The 26,516-nt window shown below is 64.8% G+C and carries 19 protein-coding genes and 2 rRNA genes (1 of these 21 cut by a window edge); 4 read left to right on the top strand and 17 right to left on the bottom strand.

Features of this window, described 5'->3' with window-relative positions:
- Positions 1 to 12: 12 nt before the first annotated feature.
- Complete coding sequence (locus M5C96_RS07500; protein WP_272568254.1) at positions 13 to 813, bottom strand: RNA methyltransferase; 801 nt, start codon at positions 811 to 813, stop codon at positions 13 to 15.
- Positions 814 to 950: 137 nt separating this feature from the next.
- On the opposite strand from M5C96_RS07500, the gene M5C96_RS07495 reads away from it, so the two are divergent.
- Complete coding sequence (locus M5C96_RS07495; RefSeq protein ID WP_272568251.1) at positions 951 to 1,883, top strand: inositol monophosphatase family protein; 933 nt, start codon at positions 951 to 953, stop codon at positions 1,881 to 1,883.
- A gap of 93 nt (positions 1,884 to 1,976) precedes the next feature.
- Here M5C96_RS07495 and M5C96_RS07490 read toward each other — a convergent pair whose 3' ends face one another.
- Both M5C96_RS07490 and M5C96_RS07485 read right to left on the bottom strand, forming a co-directional pair.
- Entirely contained in the window at positions 1,977 to 3,107 is a 1,131-nt protein-coding gene (locus M5C96_RS07490) for a response regulator (RefSeq protein ID WP_272568250.1), read from the bottom strand.
- A gap of 12 nt (positions 3,108 to 3,119) precedes the next feature.
- A complete protein-coding gene (locus M5C96_RS07485; RefSeq protein WP_272568249.1) occupies positions 3,120 to 8,030 on the bottom strand; it encodes a PAS domain S-box protein in 4,911 nt (1,636 codons plus the stop codon).
- A gap of 406 nt (positions 8,031 to 8,436) precedes the next feature.
- On the opposite strand from M5C96_RS07485, the gene M5C96_RS07480 reads away from it, so the two are divergent.
- The 3 genes from M5C96_RS07480 to xth all read left to right on the top strand — a co-directional run bounded on the left by M5C96_RS07480 (position 8,437) and on the right by xth (position 11,127).
- Entirely contained in the window at positions 8,437 to 9,510 is a 1,074-nt protein-coding gene (locus M5C96_RS07480) for a mechanosensitive ion channel family protein (RefSeq protein WP_442867367.1), read from the top strand.
- Between the two features lie 196 nt (positions 9,511 to 9,706).
- The gene (locus M5C96_RS07475) at positions 9,707 to 10,009 is read left to right on the top strand and encodes a response regulator (RefSeq protein ID WP_272568247.1); all 303 of its coding nucleotides are present in this window, start codon (positions 9,707 to 9,709) and stop codon (positions 10,007 to 10,009) included.
- Between the two features lie 341 nt (positions 10,010 to 10,350).
- Positions 10,351 to 11,127, top strand: coding sequence for an exodeoxyribonuclease III (gene xth / locus M5C96_RS07470; RefSeq protein WP_272568246.1), 777 nt, complete (start codon positions 10,351 to 10,353; stop codon positions 11,125 to 11,127).
- A gap of 36 nt (positions 11,128 to 11,163) precedes the next feature.
- Here xth and M5C96_RS07465 read toward each other — a convergent pair whose 3' ends face one another.
- From M5C96_RS07465 to M5C96_RS07400, 14 genes are all read right to left on the bottom strand, one after another.
- The gene (locus tag M5C96_RS07465) at positions 11,164 to 12,423 is read right to left on the bottom strand and encodes a hypothetical protein (RefSeq protein WP_272568245.1); all 1,260 of its coding nucleotides are present in this window, start codon (positions 12,421 to 12,423) and stop codon (positions 11,164 to 11,166) included.
- A gap of 553 nt (positions 12,424 to 12,976) precedes the next feature.
- On the bottom strand, positions 12,977 to 13,945 hold the full coding sequence (locus tag M5C96_RS07460; protein WP_272568244.1) for a ferritin-like domain-containing protein: 969 nt from the start codon (positions 13,943 to 13,945) through the stop codon (positions 12,977 to 12,979).
- Between the two features lie 195 nt (positions 13,946 to 14,140).
- Positions 14,141 to 15,757 carry a nitrogen regulation protein NR(I) gene (gene ntrC, locus M5C96_RS07455; RefSeq protein ID WP_272568243.1) on the bottom strand — a complete coding sequence of 539 codons (1,617 nt, stop codon included), beginning with the start codon at positions 15,755 to 15,757 and terminating at the stop codon, positions 14,141 to 14,143.
- A gap of 42 nt (positions 15,758 to 15,799) precedes the next feature.
- On the bottom strand, positions 15,800 to 16,825 hold the full coding sequence (glnL, locus tag M5C96_RS07450; protein ID WP_272569648.1) for a nitrogen regulation protein NR(II): 1,026 nt from the start codon (positions 16,823 to 16,825) through the stop codon (positions 15,800 to 15,802).
- A 53-nt stretch (positions 16,826 to 16,878) separates the two neighbouring features.
- The gene (locus M5C96_RS07445) at positions 16,879 to 17,385 is read right to left on the bottom strand and encodes a hypothetical protein (protein WP_272568242.1); all 507 of its coding nucleotides are present in this window, start codon (positions 17,383 to 17,385) and stop codon (positions 16,879 to 16,881) included.
- A gap of 194 nt (positions 17,386 to 17,579) precedes the next feature.
- The gene (glnA, locus tag M5C96_RS07440; RefSeq protein WP_272551879.1) at positions 17,580 to 18,995 is read right to left on the bottom strand and encodes a type I glutamate--ammonia ligase; all 1,416 of its coding nucleotides are present in this window, start codon (positions 18,993 to 18,995) and stop codon (positions 17,580 to 17,582) included.
- 169 nt (positions 18,996 to 19,164) lie between these two features.
- Entirely contained in the window at positions 19,165 to 19,986 is an 822-nt protein-coding gene (locus M5C96_RS07435; RefSeq protein WP_272568241.1) for a competence/damage-inducible protein A, read from the bottom strand.
- Positions 19,983 to 20,861 (bottom strand): EI24 domain-containing protein, encoded by an 879-nt coding sequence (locus tag M5C96_RS07430; RefSeq protein ID WP_272568240.1) that lies wholly within the window; start codon positions 20,859 to 20,861, stop codon positions 19,983 to 19,985. The genes M5C96_RS07435 and M5C96_RS07430 overlap by 4 nt, the downstream gene beginning before the upstream one ends.
- A 37-nt stretch (positions 20,862 to 20,898) precedes the next feature.
- Positions 20,899 to 21,942 (bottom strand): sterol desaturase family protein, encoded by a 1,044-nt coding sequence (locus tag M5C96_RS07425; RefSeq protein WP_272568236.1) that lies wholly within the window; start codon positions 21,940 to 21,942, stop codon positions 20,899 to 20,901.
- A gap of 38 nt (positions 21,943 to 21,980) precedes the next feature.
- The gene (locus M5C96_RS07420) at positions 21,981 to 22,796 is read right to left on the bottom strand and encodes a polysaccharide deacetylase family protein (protein ID WP_272568235.1); all 816 of its coding nucleotides are present in this window, start codon (positions 22,794 to 22,796) and stop codon (positions 21,981 to 21,983) included.
- Positions 22,797 to 22,807: 11 nt separating this feature from the next.
- Entirely contained in the window at positions 22,808 to 23,767 is a 960-nt protein-coding gene (locus M5C96_RS07415) for a YncE family protein (RefSeq protein WP_442867385.1), read from the bottom strand.
- Positions 23,768 to 23,927: 160 nt separating this feature from the next.
- Positions 23,928 to 24,668 carry a 16S rRNA pseudouridine(516) synthase gene (locus M5C96_RS07410; RefSeq protein WP_272568234.1) on the bottom strand — a complete coding sequence of 247 codons (741 nt, stop codon included), beginning with the start codon at positions 24,666 to 24,668 and terminating at the stop codon, positions 23,928 to 23,930.
- Between the two features lie 94 nt (positions 24,669 to 24,762).
- Positions 24,763 to 24,875: ribosomal RNA gene (rrf, locus tag M5C96_RS07405) — 5S ribosomal RNA — on the bottom strand.
- 118 nt (positions 24,876 to 24,993) lie between these two features.
- A 23S ribosomal RNA gene (locus M5C96_RS07400) occupies positions 24,994 to 26,516 on the bottom strand (it continues 1,355 nt past the right edge of the window).

Genomic DNA, 26,516 nt, shown 5'->3' with positions numbered 1-26,516 from the left:
GAGCCGCCGAGTCTAGCGCTTTGCCTGCGCGGCGCCGGTCATGGCTTTGGCGACACCGCGCAGGATGTGGATTTCCTCGGGCGTGAGTTGCGCGCGGTTGAACAACTGGTTCAGGCGCGGCATGAGCTTCTTGGGCGCGGCGGGGTCGAGAAAGCCGATGTCCACCAGCGCGCGCTCCCAGTGCGCCAGCATGCCGGCCACCTGCGCGGCATCGGCCCGCTCGGTGACGGGTGCGGCCGTGCCTTCCTGCGGCAGCGCGGCGGTGGAGAACCCGCCGAGCGCCAGGCGCCATTCGTAGGCGACGACCTGGATGGCCGCGCCCAGGTTGAGCGAGCCGAAGGTGGGGTTGGTGGGAATCGACAGCGCCACGTGGCAGCGGTACACGTCGTCGTTGGCCATGCCGAAGCGCTCGCTGCCGAACAGGAAGGCCACGCCGGCCTCGGCGGTGGACGTTGGAGCCGAATCGGGCTCCAGCGCATGTTCTTCTAGGGCATATTGCTCACTTTTCAATAGCAACTCGAAATGCTCGCGCGGCGAGCGCGTCGGCGGGCCGAAGTCGCGCGGGGTCATGGCGGTGGCGCACAGGTGGCTCATGCCGTCCAGGGCCTCGTCCAGCGTGGCGACGATGCGCGCGTTCTCCAGCACGTCCAAGGCGCCGCTGGCGCGCTGGATGGTTTCCTCGCGGCGCAGCACGTTGGCCCAGCGCGGGGCGACGAGCACCAGGTCGCCGAAGCCCATGGTCTTCATGGCGCGGGCGGCGGCGCCGACGTTGCCGGCATGGCTGGTGTGGAGGAGGATGAAACGGGTCTTCATGGCGCGCGGTCGGTGAAAAAAGGCAGTACGGGTAAAATCGCGCGCTCATTGTCGCCGTCCGCATCGCCGGGGCGCCATTCCCCGTTCCTGAACCGCCAGGCCGCCCTTGCCGCGCGCCCGGCCCACGCCACAATCCAATGTCGACCAATCTGCACCCCATGCTCAACGTGGCCATCAAGGCCGCACGCGCCGCCGGCGCCATCATCAACCGCGCGGCCCTGGACGTGGAATCCGTGCGGATCTCGCAAAAGCAGATCAACGATTTCGTGACCGAGGTGGACCACGCGAGCGAAAAGGCTATCATCGAGACGCTGCTCACCGCCTACCCCGGCCACGGCATCCTGGCCGAGGAATCGGGCAGCGAGTACAGCGCGAAGGATTCGGAGTTCGTCTGGATCATCGACCCGCTGGACGGCACCACCAACTTCATCCACGGCTTTCCGGTCTATTGCGTGAGCATCGCGCTGGCCGTGCGCGGCAAGGTCGAGCAGGCCGTGATCTACGACCCGACCCGCAACGACCTCTTCACCGCCACCAAGGGCCGCGGCGCCTACCTGAACGAGCGCCGCATCCGCGTCTCCAAGCGCACGCAGCTCAAGGAATGCCTGATCTCCACCGGCTTTCCGTTCCGCCCGGGCGACAACTTCAAGAACTACCTGAACATCATGGCCGACGTAATGCAGCGCACCGCCGGCCTGCGCCGCCCGGGCGCCGCCGCGCTGGACCTGGCCTACGTGGCCGCGGGCTACACCGAAGCGTTCTTCGAGACCGGCCTGTCGATCTGGGACGTGGCGGCCGGCTCGCTGCTGGTGACCGAGGCCGGCGGCCTGGTCGGCAACTTCACGGGCGAGGCGGACTTCCTGGAGCAGCGCGAATGCCTGGCCGGCGCACCGCGCATCTACGGCCAGCTGGTGCCCATCCTGAGCAAATACAGCCAGTTCGCCAGCGCCGGTGACAAGGCGGCCGTGCGCCAGGCGGCGGCCAACCTCTCGCTGCCCACGGACGGCCTGGACGACGTGGTGCCGGCCACCCCGGCCGAGGACGGCGAAGCCGCCACCGGCGCCCGCTGACCGACAGCGCCCGCGCGAAGGGATTGCCGCTGCGGCCCGTGGGTCGCGCGGCAGTCCCTTTTTTCTTTTCCGCCGGCCTGCGGCCTTCGGCGGCTATTGCGGGTCGGGATACTTGACCGCGATGTCGCGGAAGTCGTCGGCCAGTTCCACGAAGGCGTCCACCATGTCGGGGTCGAAATGCGCGCCGCGGCCCCGCACGATGGTGGCGCAGGCCTGTTCATGCGAGTACGCGGGCTTGTAGATGCGCTTGCTGATGAGCGCGTCGTACACGTCGGCCACGGCCATGAGCCGGGCCGAGACGGGAATGGCATCGCCCGCCAGGCCCTCCGGGTAGCCGGTGCCGTCCCACTTTTCCTGGTGGCTGTAGGCGATCTCTTTCGACACGCTCAGGAACGCCACGCGCATGCCCAGGCGCCGCTCGGCGTCTTCGATGGCGTTGCGGCCCAGCGTGGTGTGCGTCTTCATGACCTCGAACTCTTCCACGGTGAGTTTGCCGGGCTTGAGCAGGATACGGTCGGGAATGCCGATCTTGCCGATGTCGTGCAGCGGCGCCGACTTGTACAGCAGCTCGATCATGCGTTCGGTCAGCGCCTGCTCGAAGCGCGGGTGCGTGCGCAGATGCTCGGCCAGGGCCTTCACGTACAGCTGCGTGCGCCGGATGTGGTTGCCCGTTTCGTTGTCGCGCGTTTCGGCCAGCGAGGTCATGGCCATGATGGTCACGTCCTGGATGGCCTGCACCTCCAGCGTGCGCATGGCCACCTCGCGCTCGAGATACGCGCTCTTGTCGCGCAGGAAATCGGCGGTGGCCTTCAGCGCCAGGTGCGTGTGCACGCGTGCCAGCAGGATGGGCGGGCTGATGGGCTTGGTGATGTAGTCCACCGCGCCGGCCGCCAGGCCCGTGCGCTCATCGTCGGACGTGGAGCGCGCGGTGAGGAAGATGATGGGAATGTCGCGCGACTGCGGGTGTGCCTTGAGCTGGCGGCAGACCTCGTAGCCGTCGATGCCGGGCATCATGATGTCCAGCAGGATCAGATCGGGCGGCGGGGCCGACTGCGCGATGCGCAGGGCCTTCTCGCCCTGGTTGGCGACCTTGACGTGGTAGTGGTCGCGCAGCAGCGTCCCCATGAGCGTGAGGTTGTCGGGCGTGTCGTCCACCACCAGCACGGTGGCGATGGGCTTTTCGACAAAAGGGGACTCGTCGGCATAGAAATGGGGAATGTCCATGGGGTGGTCCTGTCATGCGGGCCCGCCTGGAGAAGGCTCGGACCCGTCGAGGTCCGATTGCGCCGCAGCATGCAGCGTGTCCAAGGCCCGCTCAAACTCGAAACTCCGGGTATCCGATTCCAGCGCGACGAACGCCGCGCCCAACGCACTTTCCAGCAGCGGCCTATTTTGCTGCAGATGCTCCACCGCGGCCGGATCGTCGGCCTGCAGCAGCACCTGCAGCCGCTGCAGGGCCGGGCGCAGTGCCAGCGGCGCCGGCTGGCCCGGCACGGCGTCGGCCGGCGCGGGCGCCGCGGGCTGCGCTGCCGCGGCCCAGGCATCCAGCCCCTGAAGCAGTTCGCCCGCGCGCCGGTCCACGCCGTCGCAAAGGCGCTGCAGCGCGGCGCTGCGCTGGCCGCTGCGCAGGGCCTGTTCCAGGGCCTCTGCCTCGCTGGACAGCGGCTGCGCGCCGATGTTGGCCGCCACCGAGCGCAGGGTGTGCGCCAGCCGCTCGGCCTGCTCCCAGTCCTGCGCCTGCACCGCCGCCGAAAGGTCGCGCGCCACGTGGCGCTGGCCCTCCGCGAAACGGCGCAGCATGTCGGCATACAGCGCCGGCCGGCCCAGCGCGCGCTGCAGCCCGAGCACCGTGTCCAGCCCTGGCACCCCGCCGGGCAGCGGCGCCGGCCCCGCCATGCCGGTGGCCGCCGGGGCCGGCGCGGCGGGGCCCGGCATTGCCGCGCCTTCCCCGGCCGCACCGCCCGCCCCGTCCAGCCGCACGCCGAGCCCTGGGCGTGGACGGATCCACCGCGCCAGGGCGCGCCAGAGCACCGCCGGCTCGATGGGCTTGGGGACGTGGTCGTCCATGCCGGCGGCAAAGCAGCGCTGGCGGTCGGATTCCATGGCGTTCGCGGTCATGGCGATGATCGGCAGGCTGGAGTGGCGCGGGTCGGCTCGCAGGGCGCGTGTGGCGGTCTCGCCGTCCATCACGGGCATCTGCATGTCCATCAGCACGGCGTCGTAGTCCTGGCGCCCGATGCAATCGAGCGCCGCCTGCCCATGGGGCGCCACGTCCACCACGAAGCCGGCGTCGCGCAGCAGTTCCAGGGCCACCAACTGGTTGAGTTCGTTGTCCTCCACCAACAGGACGTGGGCCCCGCGCACCGCCAGCGGCGGCTGGTCGCCCCCCGGCTGGGCCAGATGGGCCTGGGTGGGCATCCAGCCATGCTCCAGCGGCTGCACCAGCGTGTCGTACAGCACCGAGGCGCTCACCGGCTTGACCAGCACGGTCTCGATGCCCTGCGCACGGGCCGCCTGCATCACCTCCTCGCGCCCGTAGGCGGTGACCATCAGCATCTGCGGCACGCGGTCCATGCCGATCTCGCGGATGCGTCGGGCCAGCTCGATGCCGTCCATGCCCGGCATGTGCCAGTCGATCAGCAGCAGGCCGTAGGGACGCTGCTCGTCGATCCCCTGGCGCAGCGCGGCCAGCGCCTGCAGGCCGGACTCCACCTCGGTGGTCTCGAAGCCCATGGCCTGCAGCATGTCGGACAGCACGGTGGCCGCCGTCTGGTTGTCATCCACCACCAGCACGCGGCGCCCGCGCACGCCAGGCGGCGGCCGCAGCGCGGGCGCGGGCACGCCGCAGTCCAGCGGCAGCGTCACCCAGAAGGCCGAGCCCTTGCCGGGTTCGCTCTCCGCGCCCACCTCGCCGCCCATGAGTTCGGCCAGGTTCTTGCAGATGGCCAGGCCCAGGCCGGTGCCGCCATAGCGCCGCGTGGTGGACGCATCGGCCTGCTGGAAGCTCTGGAACAGCCGCCCCATCTGCTCGGGCGTCATGCCGATGCCGGTGTCGCGCACCTCGAAGCGCAGCAGCACGCGCTGGGCTGCGCGCTCCAGCACGCGCACCAGGATGTGGATCTCGCCACGCTCGGTGAACTTGATGGCGTTGTTGGCGAAGTTGATGAGGATCTGCCCCAGCCGCAACGCATCGCCCACCAGGTGCGCGGGCACGTCGGCCGCCGCATCGAGCACCAGCTCCAGCCCCTTCACGCCGGCCTTGTAGCCCACCACGTCCGCCACGCCCTCCAGCATGCGATCCAGCACGAAGGGCTGCTTCTCGACGATGAGCTTGCCGGCCTCGATCTTGGAGAAATCCAGGATGTCGTTGATGACGCCCAGCAGGTGCTGGCCGGCCTGCTGGATCTTGGAGACATAGCCGCTCTGGCGCGGCGTGAGGCCCGATTTGAGCGCCAGGTGCGACATCCCGATGATGGCGTTCATCGGCGTGCGGATCTCGTGGCTCATGTTGGCCAGGAAATTGGACTTGAGCGCGGTGGTCTCCTCCGCCATCTCCTTGGCGCGGCGCAGTTCGCGCTCGGCGCGCTGGCGGTCGGTGATGTCCACGAACGTGCCGATGGCGCCGCCCGCCGTGCCATCGGGCCGCTGGAATCCATGCAGCCAGAACAGCGTGTGGTGGATCTCGCCGTCGGCATACGGCAGGTCCACCTCCTTGTGCACCGACTGCGCGCCACTCAGCGCGAACTGCGCATCGGAGTCGAAGGCGGCGCGCTCGGCCTCGGGAAGGTAGTGCAGGTCCAGCACGGTGCGGCCGATGAGGTCGTCGCGCCGCACGCCGAAGGCGCGCTCGTAGGCGTGGTTGAAGCCCACGTAGCGCCCTTCCGCGTCCTTGTAGAACAACGGCACCGGGATCGCGTCGATGAGCGCCTGCTGGAACACCAGTTGCTCGGCCACCTGCGCCTCCAGCAGCTTCTGGTCGTTCACGTCCACCTGCACGCCGATGAGGCGCCGCGCGCGGCCTTCTTCGTCGCGGATGATGCGCGCCGCGCACAGGAACCAGCGCACCTCACCATCGTGGCGCACCACGCGCCAGGAGTCCTGCAACTGGCCGTCGCTGCCGGCCAGGGCGCTGTCGATGCGCGCCTGGGCGCGGACCCGGTCATCGGGGTGCAGCCGGTCGAGCCAGTCCTGCAGGCTGCGCCCTTCGGGCTGCGGGGGCACGCCGTAGAGGGATTCGAGCTTGTCGCTCCACACCAGCCGGTCCGAGGCCAGGTCCAGGTCGAACACGCCGACCTTGCCGGCCTCCTGCGCCAGCGCCAGGCGGTCGTTGATCTCGCGCATGGCCTCTTCGGCCGCGCGGGCCTCGCTCACGTCCTCGATCACCCACAGGCACGAGTCGCTGAAGCCGTCCATGTCCAGGCCGCGGCCGGACACGCGGGCCTCGAACGCCGTGCCGTCCAGGCGCTGCAGCGTGCAGACCTCCCGCACCGCCTGCCCCGCCTCCAGCCGGGGGCCGGTGCGCTCCAGGAACACGCCGTGCCGCTGCGCGCCGCCGAACAGGCGAGACACGGGTTGGCCCAGCAGGTCGGCGACGGTGCCTTTCATGAGCTCGGCGAACGCCGGGTTGAACTGGCGGCACAGGCCGTCGCACACCAGCAGGATGGGCGGCGCGTTGTCGAAGATGGCGGTCTGCTGGGCCAGCAGGTCGTTGAGCAGGCGCTCGCGCCGCTGCAGCTCATGGTGGGCGGTGATGCGGTCGGTGACGTCTTCGTGCAGCCCGACGATGGCGATGCGCCGGCCGCGCTGGTCGAACACGGGCGAGAGCGTGGCCTCTTCATGGAACAGGGTGCCGTCCGCCCGGCGGTTGATGAATTCGCCCCGCCACGACTGGCCCGACAGCAATCGGGCCCACAGCTGCTGGTAGGTCTCCGGCGGCGTCTGGCCGCTGGAGATGACCGAGGGCTTTTTGCCGCGCACCTCCTGCAGCGAGCGCCCGCTGTTGCGCTCGTATTCGGTGTTGACCCAGTCGATGCGGCCCTGCGCATCGGTGATGACCACGGCCACGGGGCTGCTCTGCAGCGCCGCGCCCAGCACCTGGAACCGCTCCATCGCAGCCGCCATGCGGGCGCGGTGGCGCAGCATCTCCAGCATCATCCCGCCCATGAGCAGCAGCAGGGCGAAGGTGCCGCCGCCGATCAGCCAGCGCCGCGACGGGGCCAGCAGCGCGCTCACATCGTCCAGCGCGACGAGCTGCCAGGTGCCGTCGGGGTCCTTCCAGTCGAGCGGGTGCTTGTCGAGCGCGTAGGTCGTGCCGTCCACGACCACCTCGCGCGCATCGAGCCGGAACGGCAGCGCCGACGCCACGCCGTTGTCGAAGAGCTTGCCGAACTGCCGCTGATCGCGCACGGCATCGATGCGCGCCTGGGTGAGCGGGGGCGCCATGGCGTAGCGCCATTCGGGCCGGGTGGAAGAAAACACCACGCCTTTGGGCGACATCAGCAGCATGGGATAGCCGGAGCGGGCCATCTGCGCGTCGAACGCATCGAACGACACCTTGACCATCACCACGCCGATGATGGCGCTGGCCGGCGAATCGCCCTCGTACAGCGGCGCGGCGTAGTACAGGCCGCGCTCCTGCGTGTTGCTGCCCAGCGCCGGGTACACGTTCACCCCGCCCCGGATCGCCTGCTGGAAGTAAGGCCGGTAAGCCAGGTTGATGCCGGTGGACGGCGCGCCCGGCGTCTCGTGGGCGACCACGGTGCCATCGCGCGACATCACGTACACGCCGCTCATGAGGAACCGGCCGCGCACCACGGCCAGGCGGGCGAGCGCCTCGGGCGCATCGGGGGGCAGCTCGCCGGTCGCGACCTCTTTCAGCGCGGGCTCGCTGAGCCCCAGCAGCGTCACGGCACCGAGGATCGGGCTGCCCATGCTTTGGTTGAGCAGCGAATCGGCCGTGTGCGCCAGCTGGCGGCTGCGCTCCTCCCCCCGGCCCGCCGCGCGCACGTGCGCCACGGTTTCGACCACCAGCCATGCACCGAGCAGCGCCATGGCAACGACCAGCGCGGCACCGCGGCGCCACCGCCAGTCGCCCATGGCGTGGTCGTGCAAGCCGCCGATGCCGCCGGAGCGGGTGCTCACCGCCATGGGCCGGTACCCCATGCCGCTGGCCGGCCCCGGGGGCCGAAGGCGGTCGCGCAGGCGGCGCGCACGCTATGCATTCCTGGAGACACCATCACAGTCGCTTTGAACCTTCCATCACGGCAGGACACACACACTGGTCAGGACATGCCCGAGGGGCACGCGCCCTGCAGTATGTCAAAACGTAACAGTTCTTGGAACCTTTTACTTCCAAGCATTTTTTGGACAATCGGGATGTACCCGGCCCCGGCCCCCTGCGGACAGGGCACCGCCCGATAAAAAATCCGGGGGGTTTAACCGGCCCTGTTCATTTGCCATCTCGCCCGGCTGGCGAGCGGCAGCCCCGAAGCGGCCCGCCCTTCCCGCCGCCGTCTCTTTTCTTGCCACCCCATCCCAAGGAGCCCCCTCGACGATGCTGGATTTTCTGTCCCTCTCCCCCTGGCTCGCCACCTTGCTCGGCGCCAGCCTGGCCGCCATGGCCGGTGCCATGGCCCACCGCATCGCCGCGCTGCTCGCCCTGCGGGCCACGCGCGGGCTGCCCGTGCTGCAGACCGTCGTGCAGGCCTGCGTGCCCGCCATGCGCGTGCTGCTGCCCTTGTTCGCCACGCAACTGGTCTGGGTGGCCGCCGCCGATACGCTGCCCCACCTCGGCACGGTGCGGCACCTCACGGGGCTGGCGCTCATCGCGGTGACGGCCTGGGCGCTGATCGCCGCCATCGGCGGGGTGGCGGACGGGCTCATCGCCCGCTATCCGGCGAACGTGGAAGACAACCTGACGGCGCGCCGCGTCGCCACCCAGGCCCGGGTGCTGTCGCGCACTGCCATGACGGGCGTGGTGATGGCCGCCGTGTCGCTCATGCTCATGACCTTTCCCGGCGCCCGGCAGGTGGGCGCCAGCCTGCTGGCCTCGGCCGGCGTGGTCGGCATCGTGGCCGGTATCGCGGCACGGCCCGTGTTCAGCAACATCATCGCGGGCCTGCAGATCGCGCTGGCCCAGCCCATCCGCATCGACGACGTGCTGATCGTGCAGGGAGAATGGGGCCGCGTGGAGGAAATCACGGGCACCTACGTGGTGCTGGCCATCTGGGACGAGCGGCGGCTGATCATCCCGCTGCAGTGGTTCATCGAGAACCCTTTCCAGAACTGGACCCGCACCAGCTCGCAGATCCTGGGCACCGTGTTCCTTTTCGCGGACTACCGCCTGCCGCTGGACCCGCTGCGTGCCGAACTGGACCGCATCCTGAAGACGGCACCGGAGTGGGACCGGCGTGTGAGCGTGCTGCAGCTCACCGACGTGACCGAGCGCACCATCCAGATCCGCGTGCTGGTCTCGGCCCGATCGTCGGGCCTGGCGTTCGACCTGCGCTGCCGGGTCCGCGAGGCGCTGGTCACCTTCATCCAGCGCGAATACCCCGACTGCCTGCCGCAGGTGCGCGGCCCGCAGGAGGCCGCGCGTGCCGACGCATCGCTCGCTCCGTTGCCATGATGGCCACCCACAAACCCCTATTGCAGGAACCCCGTCGGTCAGACAGGGCCGGCGGCCGTGCCATGTCTTTTGACATAGCCGGTTCGAGCGCTTGCAGGTATAAAACGTGGTTACTAGAAAGACGAGCGGAATGACCCAAAGGGCGGCGGAAATACTGGTGGTGGACGATCATCCCGAGACAGCGGAGCTGGCAGCCATGGCCCTCCAACTGGATGGTTTTACCGCTGCGATTGCCAACAGCGGCGCGGACGCGCTGAACTACATCGAAAAGCACCAACCGGCCTGCGTGCTGCTGGATTTCGACATGCCGGGCATGGACGGGCTGGAACTGGCGCGGCGCGTGCGCGAAAAGCACAAGGACGACATCGTCCTGATCGCCCTGACCGGCTGGACGGACACCAACGACCGCGTCACCGAACTGCTGGCGGTGGTGGACCACCACTTTCTCAAGCCCGTCGACTGGCGGCGCCTCACGGGCATCCTGTCGCCGCTGCGCTGAACGCTTTCGCTGGGCGAAGGTCGCGGCTTCAAGGCGCCGCGCATTAGCCCCCTCCCCTGTCTTTACGACGCCTTCGTTCTCCGCCGCGCGGCCTGCCGCCTTCGGTTTCCCCGCGCTGCCACTCAGGCCTCTTTTCCCGGCCATTGCAGGCCTTCTCGACCCAAAGCGGCACGGCATTCGGACCTACCCGACACCGCAGCGCCCCCTAGCCCAGCGATTTCGCGCGGGCGGAGCCCACCCGAGGGAAAATCGGCGGACTCATCCCCGCGCGAAGCCACATGGCCGCAAGCGGGGGATGCTCCGAAGACGAACGGCGCGTGCGCCAACAAGATGGGTCGAACATGAAACTTGCCACCTGGAACATCAACTCCCTCTCCGTGCGCCTGCCCCAGGTGATCGCCTGGCTCGCCGACAACCCCGTTGACGCGCTGTGCCTGCAGGAACTGAAGCTGGTGGACGAAAAGTTTCCCCACGAAGCGTTGAAGGAGATCGGCTACCACGCGGTGGCCTTCGGTCAGAAAACCTACAACGGCGTCGCCATCCTGAGCCGCAGCCCGCTGCGCGACGTGGTGCGGAACATCCCCGCCCACGAAGACGCGCAGGCCCGCGTGATCGCCGCCACCCTGGACACCCCGGACGGCCCCCTGCGGCTGGTGAATGGCTATTTCGTCAACGGCCAGGCACCGGGATCGGAAAAATTCTCCTACAAGATGCTGTGGCTCGAAGCGCTGCACCGCTGGCTGCGCGAGGAATTGCAGGCGCACCCGCGCCTGGCCCTGCTGGGCGATTTCAACGTGGCCCCCGAAGACCGCGACTCGTTCGATCCGGTGGGCCTCAAGGACACCATCCACCACACCGTGGAGGAACGCGGCCACTTCCAGCAGCTGCTGCAACTGGGCTTGACCGACGCCTACCGCCTGTTCGACCAGCCCGAAAAGAGCTACTCGTGGTGGGACTACCGCATGCTGGGCTTTCAGAAGAACCGCGGCCTGCGCATCGACCACATCCTGGTGAGCGAAGCGCTGCGGGGGCGCGTGACGGCCTGCACCATCGACCGCGCGCCGCGCAAGAACCCGCAGCCCAGCGACCACGCGCCGGTCGTCGCCACGCTGGACTGACCACCGAAACCGCGCGGCTCCGCGGGCCGCCAGCGGTCAGCGACGGGCCGCGCCCGCCAGCCCCATTTCCACATCCGACGGCCTGCGGGCAGTGGGCCCCAGGCGCTCCTGCGCCCAGGCCATCACGTTGGGCGCCTGCTGCCAGCCGTCCTTGATTTTCCGGGCGGCGTAGGCGCCGCCCTGGGCCACATACGGGGCCCCGATTTCGATCAGCCCCGACATGAGTCCGAACAGCATGACCGACGAGGCCCGCTTGCCCGCCAGCATGCCGGCATCGGCCCGGTCGGGGGGCAGCGATGCCGGCGATCCTGCGAGGTCGATGCTGGCGTTGGCGGCGAAGAGCTCGGATGCGAACAGGCCCACCGTGGCCACCACCGCGACCGGCACGGGCGAGGTCACCAGGGATTTGGCGCCCTGCAGCGCCGACGGGCCCATGGCCTTGATCCTGTCGCCCCAGGAGGCCTGGGTCTTGTCGATGACCTCGGGCAGGTCGTCGCGCAGCAGCATGCGAGCGTCATACGGCACCGTCTGCGACAGCTTCATCACGTTCTTCGCCCCGGCGGCCAGCATGCCACCGAACCCATCGATGAAGGTCGCGTCGATGCGGTCCGCCCAGGCACGGTTCACGCTGTGGTCGCCCCGGTCCTCGATGGCCGCCTGGATGTAGGGCTCCACCGTCCTGGGCAGGTTCTTGGCCACGTTGAGCCCCGCCGAAACGCCCGCGTTCTTGACAATCTCTGCATGCGGATCCGGCCGCAGTGACGCCGGCAGCCGGGCATTCCCGCCGTAGTCGTTGTAGATACCGGGCTTGATGATGGCCCCGCCCACCACGCTGGTGAACACATCCACCGCGCCCACGCCGACGCCCACCGCCAGCCCCAGCAAGGAGGGGTTCTTGAGCAGCGCCAGCGGCAGCATCGCCACCAGCTTTTCGTTGGCCGCCGTCATGGCGGCCATGTAGCCCGCACCGTCGGCAAAGCCCATTCCGATAAAACTCAACGTCGCATCGTGCCGCCACGCCTGGCTCAGGAAATCGTGGAGCTTCTTCGGGGTGTCGATGCCTTTCGTGAAAAGCACTTCGGTGTTGCGCTCCAGCCGCGCGACCACGTCCGGCGCCTGCGCGGCGCCCGGGCCCAGGAGCGAGGCGATCGTGTCCTCAGCGGCGTCATGCAACGCCTCCTCCCGAGGGAGAGACGTTCGGGCGGAGAAATAGACCGAGGTCCGGTCGGACACGCTGTCGGACAGGTCGATCTCGACGAACGAAGCGGCCTCCAGGGAGGAGATGGATCCAGGCATGGCGGCATGCTCGCCCCCGGCCGGTCGCACCGACCCGGGTGGCCGCGGCAATGCGGCCCGGGGCGAAGGCGCGACGGCGTCGCCGTGCGGCCTGCCAGAGCGTGGAAAAAGCGGCTGGAGCCCGCCCGAAGACGCCGTGGTTTGCGCACGGGAGCGTTGCGGGGGCGCGGCCGTACTGGCGTTGGGCTCGCGCCGATCGGCACCAGGAAAGCTCTGCCCCCGTTCGGGACCCGGCCGCCGGGCAGATACCGGGCTGCTGTGGATTGCGTTCATGAAATCTCCCCCCTTTTGTTGTGAACGAAATGGTCCACCGGGTGAGCACACCACCGGTGAACCGCTCACTCTAGGGTTCGTCCACGGACCGTTGCAGGCCCCAAAGCGAAGCGCCGCAGCACGATGCGAACGGGATTTGCAGGATTGCTGGCAAACGCAAAAAAGCCCCGGAGTCCGGGGCTCTCGGGGCACAGGGTTGCAGCGAAATAACCACCGCCACGGCCACCGCAGTGGCGGTGACAGCGACAGCTCAGCTTTCGCGGAACCCGCTACGGACGCGTTATGCCGCAGCCTGGAAGCGATTGCGCAAGGCACGCACTTCGTCGTGGTTGCGCTGGGCGCCTTCGGCCTGGCGTTCCACCATGGCACGCACGTTGGCCGGCAGAGACGCCTTCAGCGCCTTGCGGTAACGGGCCACGGCCGCGTCCTCGCCGCGCTCGCACTCTTCCAGCACGGCCTTGTCGTCACGCGTGGACATCGCCGCCTTGACGGACACCCAGCCGCGATGCAGCGCACCGGACATCGAACCACCGCTGGATGGCTCGCCACCGTGGTTGCGGATTTCGCGTTCCAGTTCCGTGGCCGCAGCTGCACATTCGCTGGCATGGCGCAGGAAGATGCCCTTCAGTTCCGGCGAGTCGGCGTGCTCGGCCGAAGCCTTGAAGCCGTATTCGCCATCGCGGCAGGATTCCAGCAGGTCGTCCAGCACATCGACCACGTCGTCGTTGTCCACCAGGGCGGTGGTGTTGTCGTAGGTGTTGCCGTACGTGGAGTCGGAGGCCAAAGTGGTGCCGCGGCCTGCGCGCTCCCAGGCGGCGCGGGCAGCGGGACGGGCTTCTTCCCATTCCAGGCGGCTGGTCGAGCGTGCCGTGCCCCAGTCGCGGGCCAGGTTGGGTTCGACGGCTTCGAAGTCACCGTCGTAGCGGCCGACCGAGCTCCAGCCAAGTTCGTAGGCAGGACGGTATTCGTCATAGGCACGGCCCTTTACATAGTAGGGCTCGCGGTCGTAGCTTTCACGCCAGTAGGCGTCTTCCACGGTGGGGTTGACGGACTCGGCAGCCGCCTTGCCGGCCAGGCCGCCGACCACCGCACCCGCCACACCACCCACCGCGGCGCCGATCGGGCCGCCGAAGGCACCGGCCGCCGCTCCCGCCATCGCGCCACCAGCAGCGCCGACGCCGGTGCCCACGGGATGTGCGCCAGGCTCGTTGGTCAGAGGGTCGCGGTTTGCATCGTTGAAATCGGACATGAAGTAACTCCGGTTGGTTGAACAGTGCCTTCATTCTTCAAGGCATCCATTGCGCCGGAGGTCGGCCTGTGCACCGCACGCCTGTAGGACTCGTGCCTGCACGGGCCGGCGTGAAAACACTGGCCGGATCTTGCTCTATTGCTACAAAATCAATAGCTACATGCCGGCGCTTTCATTGCCGTGGAGGCCTTTTTGTCATGCATCTTCGGGTGCATCCAGGCCCAGCTCCTGGATCTTGCGCGTGATGGTGTTGCGACCGATTCCGAGGCGCTGCGCTGCCTCCATGCGCCGTCCGTGCGTGGCGGCCAGCGCCGTGCGGATGAGGCGCGACTCGAAGCGCCGCGACAGCGCATCCCAGACCTCGGTCTGCCCCCCGGACAACAGCTTGTGCGCCTCGGCTTCCAGCGCCTGCTCCCAACCCGGCGGGTCGGCGAGGATCACCTGCGACGCCCCGGCCGGCGGGATGGCCGCACCCAGGGCCGGCGCCGCAAACCCCCGGTCTTCCCGGGGCAGCGCCGCCGCAGGAATGGCCGGTGCGGTGCCTTGCGAAGCCGGGGCCGCCAGCGCGGACACCGGCGCTTCCCGGAGCGGCTCCGGCACGGCCGCCGCGACTTCCAGCGGCGTTGCCGCCACCGGCGCCTCCAGGACTTCGGGCGGCAGATCCTGCAGCGAGATCACCTGCGCTGGTGCCATCACGGTCAGCCAGTGGCAGATGTTCTCCAGTTGCCGCACGTTGCCTGGAAAGCCGAACTGACCCAGCCGGACGAGCGCGGCGTCGGAGATGCGCTTGGGTTCCACGCCCAGTTGCCGCGCGCTCTGCTGCAGGAAGTGCCGCGTCAGCATGGGCACGTCTTCATGGCGCTCGCGCAGCGCGGGCAGACGCAACCGGATGACGTTGAGGCGGTGGAAAAGGTCTTCGCGGAACACGCCGTCCTTCACCCGGCGTTCCAGGTCCTGGTGGGTCGCCGCGATCACCCGCACATGGGCCTTGACGCCGGCATGGCCGCCCACGCGGTAGAACTGGCCGTCGGACAGCACGCGCAGCAGCCGCGTCTGCAGGTCGAACGGCATGTCGCCGATTTCATCGAGGAACAGTGTGCCGCCCTCCGCCTGCTCGAAGCGCCCGCGCCGCTGCGTCTGCGCGCCGGTGAACGCGCCGCGCTCGTGGCCGAACAGTTCGCTTTCCAGCAGGTCTTTCGGGATGGCCGCGGTGTTGATGGCCACGAAGGGGCCGCCGGCCACGGGCGAATGCTTGTGCAGCGCGCGCGCCACCAGTTCCTTGCCCGAGCCCGATTCGCCGGTGATGAGCACCGTGACCTGGCTCTGGCTCAGTCGCCCGATGGCCCGGAACACGTCCTGCATGGCCGGGGCCTGTCCCAGCATTTCAGGGGTGGCGGTCTGGCGCTCTTCAGTGACTTCTTCGCGCTGGCTTTCTTCGACGGCGCGGCGGATCAGTTCCACCGCCTTGGGCAGGTCGAAGGGCTTGGGAAGGTATTCGAAAGCGCCACGCTGAAAAGCGGAGACCGCGCTGTCCAGATCGGAATACGCCGTCATGATGATGACGGGCAGGCCCGGCTGCTGTTCGCGCACTTTCTCCAGCAGCTGCAGGCCCGAGCCACCCGGCATACGGATGTCGCTCACCAGCACCTGCGGACCTTGCCGCTCGGGATCGCCGGGGGTGATTTCAGCCAGCGCTTCCAGCACCTCGCGCGGGTGGGTGAAGCTGCGCGTCGGCAAGCTCTCGCGTGCCAGCGCCTTCTCTAGGACGAAGCGGATCGAGGGGTCGTCATCTACTATCCAGATCGGCTTCATGTGTTGGTTCTACCTTGTTCCCATGGATTGCTTATCGGGACCTCAAGGCAAGGGAATGAGGATTCGGAAATCGGTGCGACCCGGCACGCTGTCGCATTCGATCAATCCGTGGTGCCGCTGCACAAAGGTTTGCGCCAGCGTCAGCCCCAACCCCGATCCCCCATCACGCCCCGTCACCAAAGGATAGAAAATCCGCTCCTTGATGGCTTCGGGCACGCCCGGTCCGTTGTCGATGACATGCAATTCCAGTGCCAGCCGATACCGCTGCCGGCCGAAGGTGACTTGGCGCGCCACGCGCGTGCTCAACGTGATGAGCGCGTCGCCCACGGCGATGCGTTCGGTCAGCACCTGAGCGGCGTTCTGCACGATGTTCAGCAGGGCCTGGATGAGTTGCGCGCGGTCGCCGCGGAACTCGGGAATCGAGGTGTCGTAGTCGCGCTGCACTCGCAGCCCCTGCGGGTACTCCACCAGCACCAGCGACCGCACACGCTCGCACACCTCGTGGATATTCACGTCGCCCACCAGGTGCGGATGGCGGTGCGGTGCCAGCAGGCGATCCACCAGGCTCTGCAGCCGGTCCGCCTCATGGATGATGACCTGGGTGTATTCGGTGAGCTCGGGATTGTCGAGCTCCATCTCCAGCAACTGCGCCGCGCCGCGAATGCCGCCCAGGGGGTTCTTGATCTCGTGCGCCAGGTTGCGGATCAACTCCTTGTTGGCGAGAGCCTGTTCGCGCAGGCGCTCTTCGCGGTCCTGCCGGGCCTGCGCCTCCAGAGGCCACATTTCGACCAGGATTTCGCCGGTGTGCTCTGCGACCGCCAGGTGCACGTGCACGGGCATCGCATCCTGCTGCTGGGCGCGGCGAAGCGCGGCCTCGAAGCGGAGCGCGGCGAAGTCCTGCCCACGCGCTCCGGCCAGGGCCGTCTGCAGCAGCGCCGGGTCGGAAAAATAGCCGCTGAAGTCGGAGCCTTCGAGCGTGCGCCGCGACAGCCCCAGCATGTTCTCCAGGGACGCATTGGCGAACAGCACGGCCCCGTCGGGTTGAAGCACAGCCACCAGCGTGGACACGAGGTCCAGCGCCTGGTAGCGCGCGGTATCGGGTTTGGAAGAAGCCACCACGCTCAGCGATTGGCCGCGGGCAGGCGGGCGAGTTCGCGCTTGATGCCGGCCACATCGCTGTCCGCGCGGGCGAGGCTGGCCTTCAGCTCGGCGGTGCGCTCCATCCACAGCTGGGGGTTGCGCAGTTCGAGGGCGGTGCGCTGGGGCTCGCCGTTGTTGTATTCCTTGGCGACCTCGGCCTGCCGTGCCTCGGCCTTGCGGAGTTCGGCTTCCAGGATGGCGCGCGCATCGGAGTCCCTTGCGCGCTGGTCGTTGGTGTCCACCCGGGGGGCGTTGGCGGGCGAGGTGCTGGCGCTCGGCGCGCTGCCACCCGAGGCCGCTGGCGCCCCGCCTGGCCGCGCGCCCTGCACGACCGTCACATTGCCGCCTTCGACCAGCTTGCAGCCACGTTCCTTGGCCTGGCTGGCATTGTTGGTGTATTCATTGCCGCAGCGGTAGATGCGATCCTGCGACCACGCGGCGGGAGCCACGGCGGCGATGGCCATCAGTGCGATGAGTGTTTTTTTCATTCAGGTTCCTCGCAAGGCATGCCGGCGGCATGCGGGAGATGCCAGGGGAGTATCTCCCAATCGCTGGGCCTCGCCAATCGGCGCCCCCGGTCCGGGGCGGTTATTCGCCCATGGACCACGGCGCTGGCAACGCCATGAAAAAAGGCGGCCGAAGCCGCCTTTTGGTGGTGTGTCCCGTGGCCGTAGCCCAGGGATCACAGCGAGTAGTACATGTCGTATTCCACGGGGTGGGGCGCCATGCGGAAACGCGTGACTTCGCCCATCTTCAGGTCGATGTAGGCGTCGAGCATGGAGTCGGAGAACACGCCACCCTTGGTGAGGAAGCCGCGGTCCTTGTCCAGATACTCCAGCGCCTGGTCGAGGCTGTGGCACACGGTCGGGACCAGCTTGTCTTCCTCAGGCGGCAGATGGTACAGATCCTTCGTGGCGGCTTCGCCGGGATGGATCTTGTTTTCCACGCCGTCCAGGCCGGCCATCATCAGGGCCGAGAAGCACAGGTACGGGTTGGCCGATGGATCAGGGAAGCGCGCCTCGATGCGGCGGCCCTTGGGGTTCGCCACGTAGGGAATGCGGATCGATGCCGAGCGGTTGCGGGCCGAGTAGGCCAGCTTCACCGGGGCTTCGAAGCCGGGCACCAAGCGCTTGTAGCTGTTGGTGCCAGGGTTGGTGATGGCATTCAGGGCACGTGCGTGCTTGATGATGCCGCCGATGTAGTAGAGGGCGAAGTCCGACAGGCCGGCATAGCCGTCGCCGGCGAACAGGTTCTTGCCGTCCTTCCAGATCGACTGGTGCACGTGCATGCCGGAGCCGTTGTCGCCCGCGTAGGGCTTGGGCATGAAGGTCGCGGTCTTGCCATAGGCATTGGCCACGTTCCAGACCACGTACTTCAGGACCTGGGTCCAGTCGGCGCGCTCGACCAGCGTGCTGAACTTAGTGCCGATCTCGTTCTGGCCTGCGCCCGCCACTTCGTGGTGGAACACTTCGACCGGAATGCCCAGGGATTCGAGGATCAGGGACATTTCAGCGCGCATGTCCTGCGTGCTGTCGACGGGGGGCACCGGGAAGTAGCCGCCCTTGACCGTGGGACGGTGGCCGCGGTTGCCGCCTTCGAGCTTGGCGCCGGAGTTCCAGGGCGCTTCGTATTCTTCGATCTCGAACATGACCTTGCCGGGCTCATTGGACCAGCGCACGCCGTCGAAGATGAAGAATTCAGGCTCAGGGCCGAAGAAGGCCGTGTCGCCCAGGCCGGAAGCCTTCAGGTAGGCCTCAGCGCGCTTGGCGATGGAGCGGGGGTCACGGTCGTAGGCCTTGCCATCGCCTGGCTCGATCACGTCGCATTGCAGGAACAGCGTGGTTTCCTCAAAGAACGGGTCGATGTTGGCGGTGTTGGGATCGGGCATGAGCTGCATGTCCGAAGCTTCGATGCCCTTCCAGCCCGCCACCGAAGAGCCGTCGAATGCGTGACCCGAAGAGAACTTGTCCTCATCGAAATGGGACACGGGCACAGTCACGTGCTGTTCCTTGCCGCGGGTATCGGTGAAGCGAAAGTCAACAAACTTGACCTCGTTCTCCTTCACCATCTTCATCACGTCTGCAACGGTCTTTGCCATCAGGTTCTCCAGGATTTAAGCGCTTGTTGAAAAAAACACCACGAAAGAAAAGCAGGTTACGTGCCAGCCAGGTGCTGCAATGCACTAAGGCGGAGCACGCCCTCTTCCAGATCTGCCACCCCACTCAATTTGCACCAATAAAGTGCAAGTCATGGAGTAAAACAGGGCTCTAAAGATTGCGCACCATTTCAGGGCCGCGGTTTGCACCAAATTCATGCAGCGCCGCCTGCAAAGCGGTCCAGGCAGCGGGCACCAACTCTGCGGGGCCTTTGACGCCGAGCTCAATGTGGCGCCCATGCACGGGATGGTCCACGCTTGGCAGGCTGAAAACACGTACCGACGCGTGCTGGCTTTCAATCCGCTCCATTAACGGCGTCAGAGCCGCCTCCATCGCGCCGTAGACCACGACGGAATGCTCGGTTTGGGGGGCGCGGTTGAACCACTGCGCACAGTGGCGGTCCAGCACCCACTCCACCATCGGCCATGCCATCACGGGAAAGCCCGGCACGAAGTGCACAGCACCGCCGGCACCGCCGTCGCATGAAAAACCAGGAATCTTGTTGTAGGGATTGGGAATGATGCGGGCCCCCTCGGGAAACACCCCCATGTTCAGTCGGTGCACATTGTCCGCACGGTCGGGCTCATAAGGCACGCCCTGCTCCGTCGCGACGTCCTGCATGCGCTCCCGAATCAACGACTCTGCCTCCGGATGCAACCGGAGCGGCACGTTCAGCGCGCGCGCAGCGCATTGGCGGGTGTGATCGTCGGGCGTGGCACCGATACCGCCGCAGGAAAACACCACATCCCCGGAAGCGAAGGCACGCTGCAGGGTCGCGGTAATGCAGCCTGGGTCGTCACCCACATAGTCGGCGTAGGCCAGCTGCAAACCGCGCGCTCCCAGCAGCTCGATCACCTTTGGCAGGTGCTTGTCGGCGCGCTTGCCGGACAGGATTTCGTCGCCAATGATGATGAGTCCGAAGGAAGGCGTCATGGTGCGGGGTTTGCGGGTGCAATGGGGGTAAGGATGGGAGTGGGTACAGCGCCAGCACCGCCGCCGGCAATACCGCCGGTTTGTTCGGCACGCAACTGTTGGAGCGCGTCCAGCGCGTAGTGAGTGAACCACAGGGAAGAGAAGGCGAACACCAGGGTATAGATCCAGACGGCCAACGGAATCAGGACTAAAAACGCCGCAGCGAACAACACCCCGGACGCCCAGACGATTCCAGGCGCTGCCCCCAGGTAGCCGCACAAGATGCCGATGGTCAGCAGGCGCATGCGGTGGCGCTTGAAAATGGCTTCACGCTCCTGTCGGCTCGCATGCTCGGCCAACGCGTCAAACGCCATGACGCGGTAGGTCAGCCAACCCCAGATCAGCGGTGGCAGCACCAGCACCAGCGGTGGAATGAGCCAGAGCGGAACGGACACCACCAGCGCCGCCATGGCGGCCATCGTCGCGCCGAGAGACCATGCCAGGCTGGCCACCATCGACGCGCCGCGCTTGCGCTCCAGCAATGGGAAACGGCGCTTGGCCACGACCGTCACGAGCGCAGGCGTCATGATCACTGCGACCACCAGCACCGAGAAGATCATGATCACCGGCGTCGAGAGAACCACCACGATCAAAGGAGCGATGGCGGCAGGTGCCTGCTCGATGCCCCAGGCCTGAAACCATCCCCAAACCATCGCCAGAATGTCCGATGACTCCAGTGCGGAGCGGACCGCCTGCACCGCAATGCCCCAGAAAAAATGACTGGCCACCCAGGCCAGCAGCAGCATGAGCAGCAACGGCAGCAGGGAAAGCGCAATCACGCGGGGGTGCAGGCAATAGGCGGCAGCGCGCCAGAAGGAATCGATCAGCAATGCCATGGCGCGAGCATAGCGTGGGCAGAAGTCCGACCGCTGGCTAGGCTTTGCCCAGGAGACGCAAAACACCTCGCCACTGCTGCGCCCAAAACCCCCGCCCATAGTTGCGAACACGGCCATCCGGCCCTGGCTGAACCTGATCCCGGACACCGGTCGGGTCGTATCGCAGTTCGAAATTGGCAGTTCGGAAGAGGATGTCCCACCAAGGCAGCAACACGCCGAAATTGCAGCCACCCAAGACCGTGACGGGTTTCTGGATGGGCTCGGCCTGGACATAGCGCTCCGCCATGCCCTTCGATGGAGACCGGACCGGGCGCATCGCCACCGATTCGTGCCCAATGCCGATCGCATGGTGCAGGCGGTGAAACCGGGGACTCACCCAGAGACGCTCCCCCCAGCGGCCGAACCACACACGCAAATTGGCGTGATGAAAGTTCTCGCTCAATTGGGTCAAGGCCACGATGGCCACGAATTGGCCAGGTGCCACACCGATCAGTTGCGCCACGGTGACCACGATCGCATCCCGAAGCAGGTCATCCAGAAGGTGGTTGCGGTTGTCGCTCCACATGGTCATCTGCCGCTGCGAATGGTGCAGCGAGTGCAGCCGCCACCACCATTCGAAGTGGTGTTGCCCGCGGTGAATCCAGTAGTCCAGGAAGTCAAACACTGCCAGATAAACCAGCAAGCTGACCCAAGGCAGGTCGGTCACGCCCGGCCATAGCGCATCCAGATGGAACGTGCTGATACCGTCCATGCGCAGCGCGCCGAAAAATGCGTCCCACAGCGGATCGACACTGAAGAAAAGTGCCAACCGAAACAGGCCGAGGCGGTGAATCAGTGTGTAGACAATGTCCGTCCGCACCGCGGCACGGTCGAGCAGGGGCTCTACGGGCCGCCAGCGCTGCAGCGGCGCAATGATTGCCAGCATCACCACCAGCTGCAGCAGTCCGACCAGCAGCCACCCGGTAGCGGCATAGCCATCCTCCAGCAGCCCCGCCATGCCCGTCGCGAACATCACAGGCTGAATGACCGACTCGAACAGCCATTGCTGTGCGGTATCAAAACCGTTCGTCAACCAATCCATCGCTCACAACTCCTGTCCTGTCCATCGACTGATCGGAATCAACGCTTGCCCTTCAGCCAATCGCGGTAATCGGGATGGTCATTCAGCGTTCTGAAGCAGAAACCGCGCTGCTTCAACCCGTCGATCAGCGGCTCCAACACCGTTGGAGCCCACGGGTCCTTTCGCGACCAGATGCCCAGATGGGCCAACAGAATGTCTCCGCTGCGAATATTGTCCAGTGCTTTCTTCAACAAGGCTGCATTGCTGAATTTTTCACTAGGCAGTTCATCGCCCAGGAAGCCTGCTGGCGACCAACCGACGTGCGCATAGCCGCAGGATTTGGCAACAGCCAGAAGGCGAGGCGATGTCTTTCCGCCAGGCGCCCGGAAAAGTGGAAGGGGCGCCGCCCCCGTCACTTCGCGCAAGCGATCGGAAGCCCTTCGTATTTCGCTGCAATACTGCTCAGCGCTGAGGGTCAAATCCTTGCCTGCCTGAGGGCCAGAAGAGGAACGCACATGGAATTGCGGCGCAGTCAGCGTGCCAGCATCGGCACGCCAATAGGTATGGTCCATCGTGTGAGAGGCAAACGCATGCCCTTCTGCCGCCCGTGCATGCCACCACGGAGCCCAGGCCGTTCCCAAACTGCCATCGCCCGTTTTTGTTTTTTCATTGGCTGCAAAAAAGGTCACAAGGACTTTTTTTCGTTTGAGCACATCAGCAACCAAGGGGGCAATTTCCATGTGCCCCGTATCGAAGGTCAGGTACAGCGGTTTTTGGCAATCGGCTGCTTCAGCCGCTTCCGCCGTACTTACGGCCCCAGATGCTATTAAAAAAATAGCATATAGACCCACGAAGGTCGAAGTGCGCAATGCCATTTTTTCCAGTTTTATCTGGGAGCGTGCTGCAGAGTCCAGACGCCGTGAGGGGATTTGCCCACATTGATTTTTTGAACGACCTTACGCTCTACCGTGTCGATGACCAACATCTTGCGGGCCCATCGGGCACTGACATAAATCCACCGGCCATCCGCAGAAACGTCCATGCAGTCTGGCCCACCGGGCGCAGGATAGGTATCGACGACTTGCCGTTTGACCATGTCGATCTTGCTGATCGTATTGGCGACCCGATTGCTGACATACACATGGCGTTTGTCACCCGCACCGCGAAACGCATGGGCACCGCTGCCGGTCTTGATCCTTTGGACGCTACGGGGCGCATTTTCAGACACGTCGAACACCTCGACACTGTCGCTGCCCGTCAAACCGATGAACAGGAGCTTATCGTCGGGGCTTCCGTAGATGTCGGCCGGCATGGCTCCCGTCTTGATCCGCCATTTGATCTTCTGGGTTGCGATGTCAATCGCAACGAGCTCATCACTGTCCTGCATCGTGGAGTAGACCGTTCGGCTCTGGCTATCCACCCACAGATGACTTGGGGTTTTGGCTGTCGCAACCCTTTGTACCAAAGTCAGGTCTTTGCCATCCCAACGATAAAAGTCCACGTGGTTCAAGCGATTGGCTGCGGTGATCAGCCATTTCATGTCGGGAGTGAACCGCAAATGGTAAGGATCAACAATGCCTCGCACCGTACGTTGCACCTGGGCGGTCTTGGGATCGATGAAAGTCAGCGTATCTGCCAACGCATTTGCCACCACGAGAGATTTCTCGTCCGGTGTCAGGTACATGTGATGCGGCTCTTTCCCCGTGGGAATCCGCGAGGTTTCCGTCCAGGTAGCCGGATCAATCACGCTGATATCCGCTTCAAGCGAGTTCAGCACGAACACAGGAGGGGGTGACGAAGGGGCCGCACTGATCACGGTCGCAGCAAAAAAAGCCCACCCCAACAACGCACCGCGGAAACATCCGCTAAATGAAAACTTCACAGCATGTACTTTCACAACACGCGGCAGTGTAGCCGGTGCAAGTACACCGTATCTGCCCAATCAGGTAACAACCCAGCACCTCATCAGCCACCGCAAGAGACCGCAAATTGAGGTCAGCAGCAGGCTAGTTCGTCAATGCTGAAAGATCCTCGTCATCAAGCCATTTCCACTGCCCTGGTGCCAGATCGGTTGGCAATGCCAGATTGCCGATACGCGACCTGTGCAGGGTCTCCACACGGTTCCCCACTGCAGCAAGCATGCGTTTGACCTGATGGTACTTACCCTCCGTCAAAGTGAGGCTTACACCGTGATCGGATGTCTGAACACAAGCAGCAGCTTTCACCGCAACAGGATCATCATCAAGTACGACGCCTTCAAGCAAGCGGGAAATTTGAACTGCGCTCACAGGGTGTTTCGTCGCCACTTCGTACACTTTAGGAACATGTTTTTTGGGAGAACTCATGCGATGAATGAATTGCCCGTCGTCGCTGAGTAACAGCAGTCCCGTCGTGTCTTGATCCAAACGCCCTACCGCTTGCACACCCTGTATTGCACTTTTACAAGGTCGTTGTCGCAACGGCACAGGCAGCAATGTATAGACACTTGGATAAGTGGAAGGCTTCTGAGAGCATTCGGTCCCAGATGGCTTGTGAAGCATCACATAGGCTTTGGCTTGGTACACCCACGTTTCCTCTTGAACCTGAAAACGTAATCCATCCGGCTTTACATCAACAGAGGAATCCGTGCAAATGCTGAATGAATCAGCTTTCGGGTCAAACAAGCACACTAAGCCTCGTTGGATCAACCCTGCACATACCCTTCGTGTTCCGAAACCCTGGGAATAAAGAATATCTTGTAATTGCATGTGACTACAACTGTATTGCTTGATTCAAAATTTTCATTCTCCAAAGCAAAGCGCCCCGACATCGTTGGATGTCGGGGCGATTTGGGCTGTAAGAGCCTGACGATGACCTACTTTCACACGGGAACCCGCACTATCATCGGCGCAAAGTCGTTTCACTGTCCTGTTCGGGATGGGAAGGAGTGGGACCAACTTGCTATGGTCATCAGGCATAACTTGGAGCCACCTTGATGTGATCAAGGCGGCGAATTCATAGAGTTTGGAATCAGCTTGTATTTTGACTGCGTCACTTGGCATAACAACTTGATCGAATGATGATCAAAGTTATAGGGTCAAGCCGCACGAGCAATTAGTATCAGTTAGCTTAACGCATTACTGCGCTTCCACACCTGACCTATCAACGTCCTGGTCTTGAACGACTCTTTAGGGGGCTCAAGGCCCCGGCAGATCTCATCTTGAAACGAGTTTCCCGCTTAGATGCTTTCAGCGGTTATCTCTTCCACACTTAGCTACTCGGCAATGCCACTGGCGTGACAACCGATACACCAGAGGTGTGTCCACTCCGGTCCTCTCGTACTAGGAGCAGGCTTCCTCAAATCTGCAGCGCCCACGGAAGATAGGGACCAAACTGTCTCACGACGTTTTAAACCCAGCTCACGTACCTCTTTAAATGGCGAACAGCCATACCCTTGGGACCGGCTACAGCCCCAGGATGAGATGAGCCGACATCGAGGTGCCAAACACCGCCGTCGATATGAACTCTTGGGCGGTATCAGCCTGTTATCCCCAGAGTACCTTTTATCCGTTGAGCGATGGCCCTTCCATACAGAACCACCGGATCACTATGTCCTGCTTTCGCATCTGCTCGACTTGTCAGTCTCGCAGTTAAGCACGCTTATGCCATTGCACTATTAGCACGATGTCCGACCGTACCTAGCGTACCTTCGAACTCCTCCGTTACGCTTTGGGAGGAGACCGCCCCAGTCAAACTGCCTACCATGCACTGTCCCCGATCCCGATAAGGGACCTAGGTTAGAACCTCAAACACACCAGGGTGGTATTTCAACGTTGGCTCCATGAGAACTAGCGTCCTCACTTCAAAGCCTCCCACCTATCCTACACAGATCTGTTCAAAGTCCAATACAAAGCTACAGTAAAGGTTCATGGGGTCTTTCCGTCTTTCCGCGGGGAGATTGCATCATCACAAACATTTCAACTTCGCTGAGTCTCAGGAGGAGACAGTGTGGCCATCGTTACGCCATTCGTGCAGGTCGGAACTTACCCGACAAGGAATTTCGCTACCTTAGGACCGTTATAGTTACGGCCGCCGTTTACTGGGACTTCAATCAAGAGCTTGCACCCCATCATTTAATCTTCCAGCACCGGGCAGGCGTCACACCCTATACGTCCACTTTCGTGTTTGCAGAGTGCTGTGTTTTTATTAAACAGTCGCAGCCACCGATTTTTTGCAACCCCTTTGGGCTCGCCTTGTACAGGTTCACCTACTTGGGGCATACCTTCTCCCGAAGTTACGGTATCAATTTGCCGAGTTCCTTCTCCTGAGTTCTCTCAAGCGCCTTAGAATACTCATCTCGCGCACCAGTGTCGGTTTGCGGTACGGTCGTGTGTAGCTGAAGCTTAGTGGCTTTTCCTGGAAGCAGGGTATCACTCACTTCGTCTGCAAGCAGACTCGTTATCACCCCTCATCTAAGCCTGGCGGATTTGCCTACCAGGCACGACTACAGGCTTGAACCAACATATCCAACAGTTGGCTGAGCTAACCTTCTCCGTCCCCACATCGCACTACACATCGGTACAGGAATATTGACCTGTTTCCCATCAGCTACGCAT

It is taken from the genome of Acidovorax sp. GBBC 1281 (assembly GCF_028473645.1).
Lineage (GTDB): Bacteria > Pseudomonadota > Gammaproteobacteria > Burkholderiales > Burkholderiaceae_C > Paracidovorax.
Note: the sequence above shows the minus strand (reverse complement) of the source record. Positions and strands in the feature narration are given on the sequence as shown.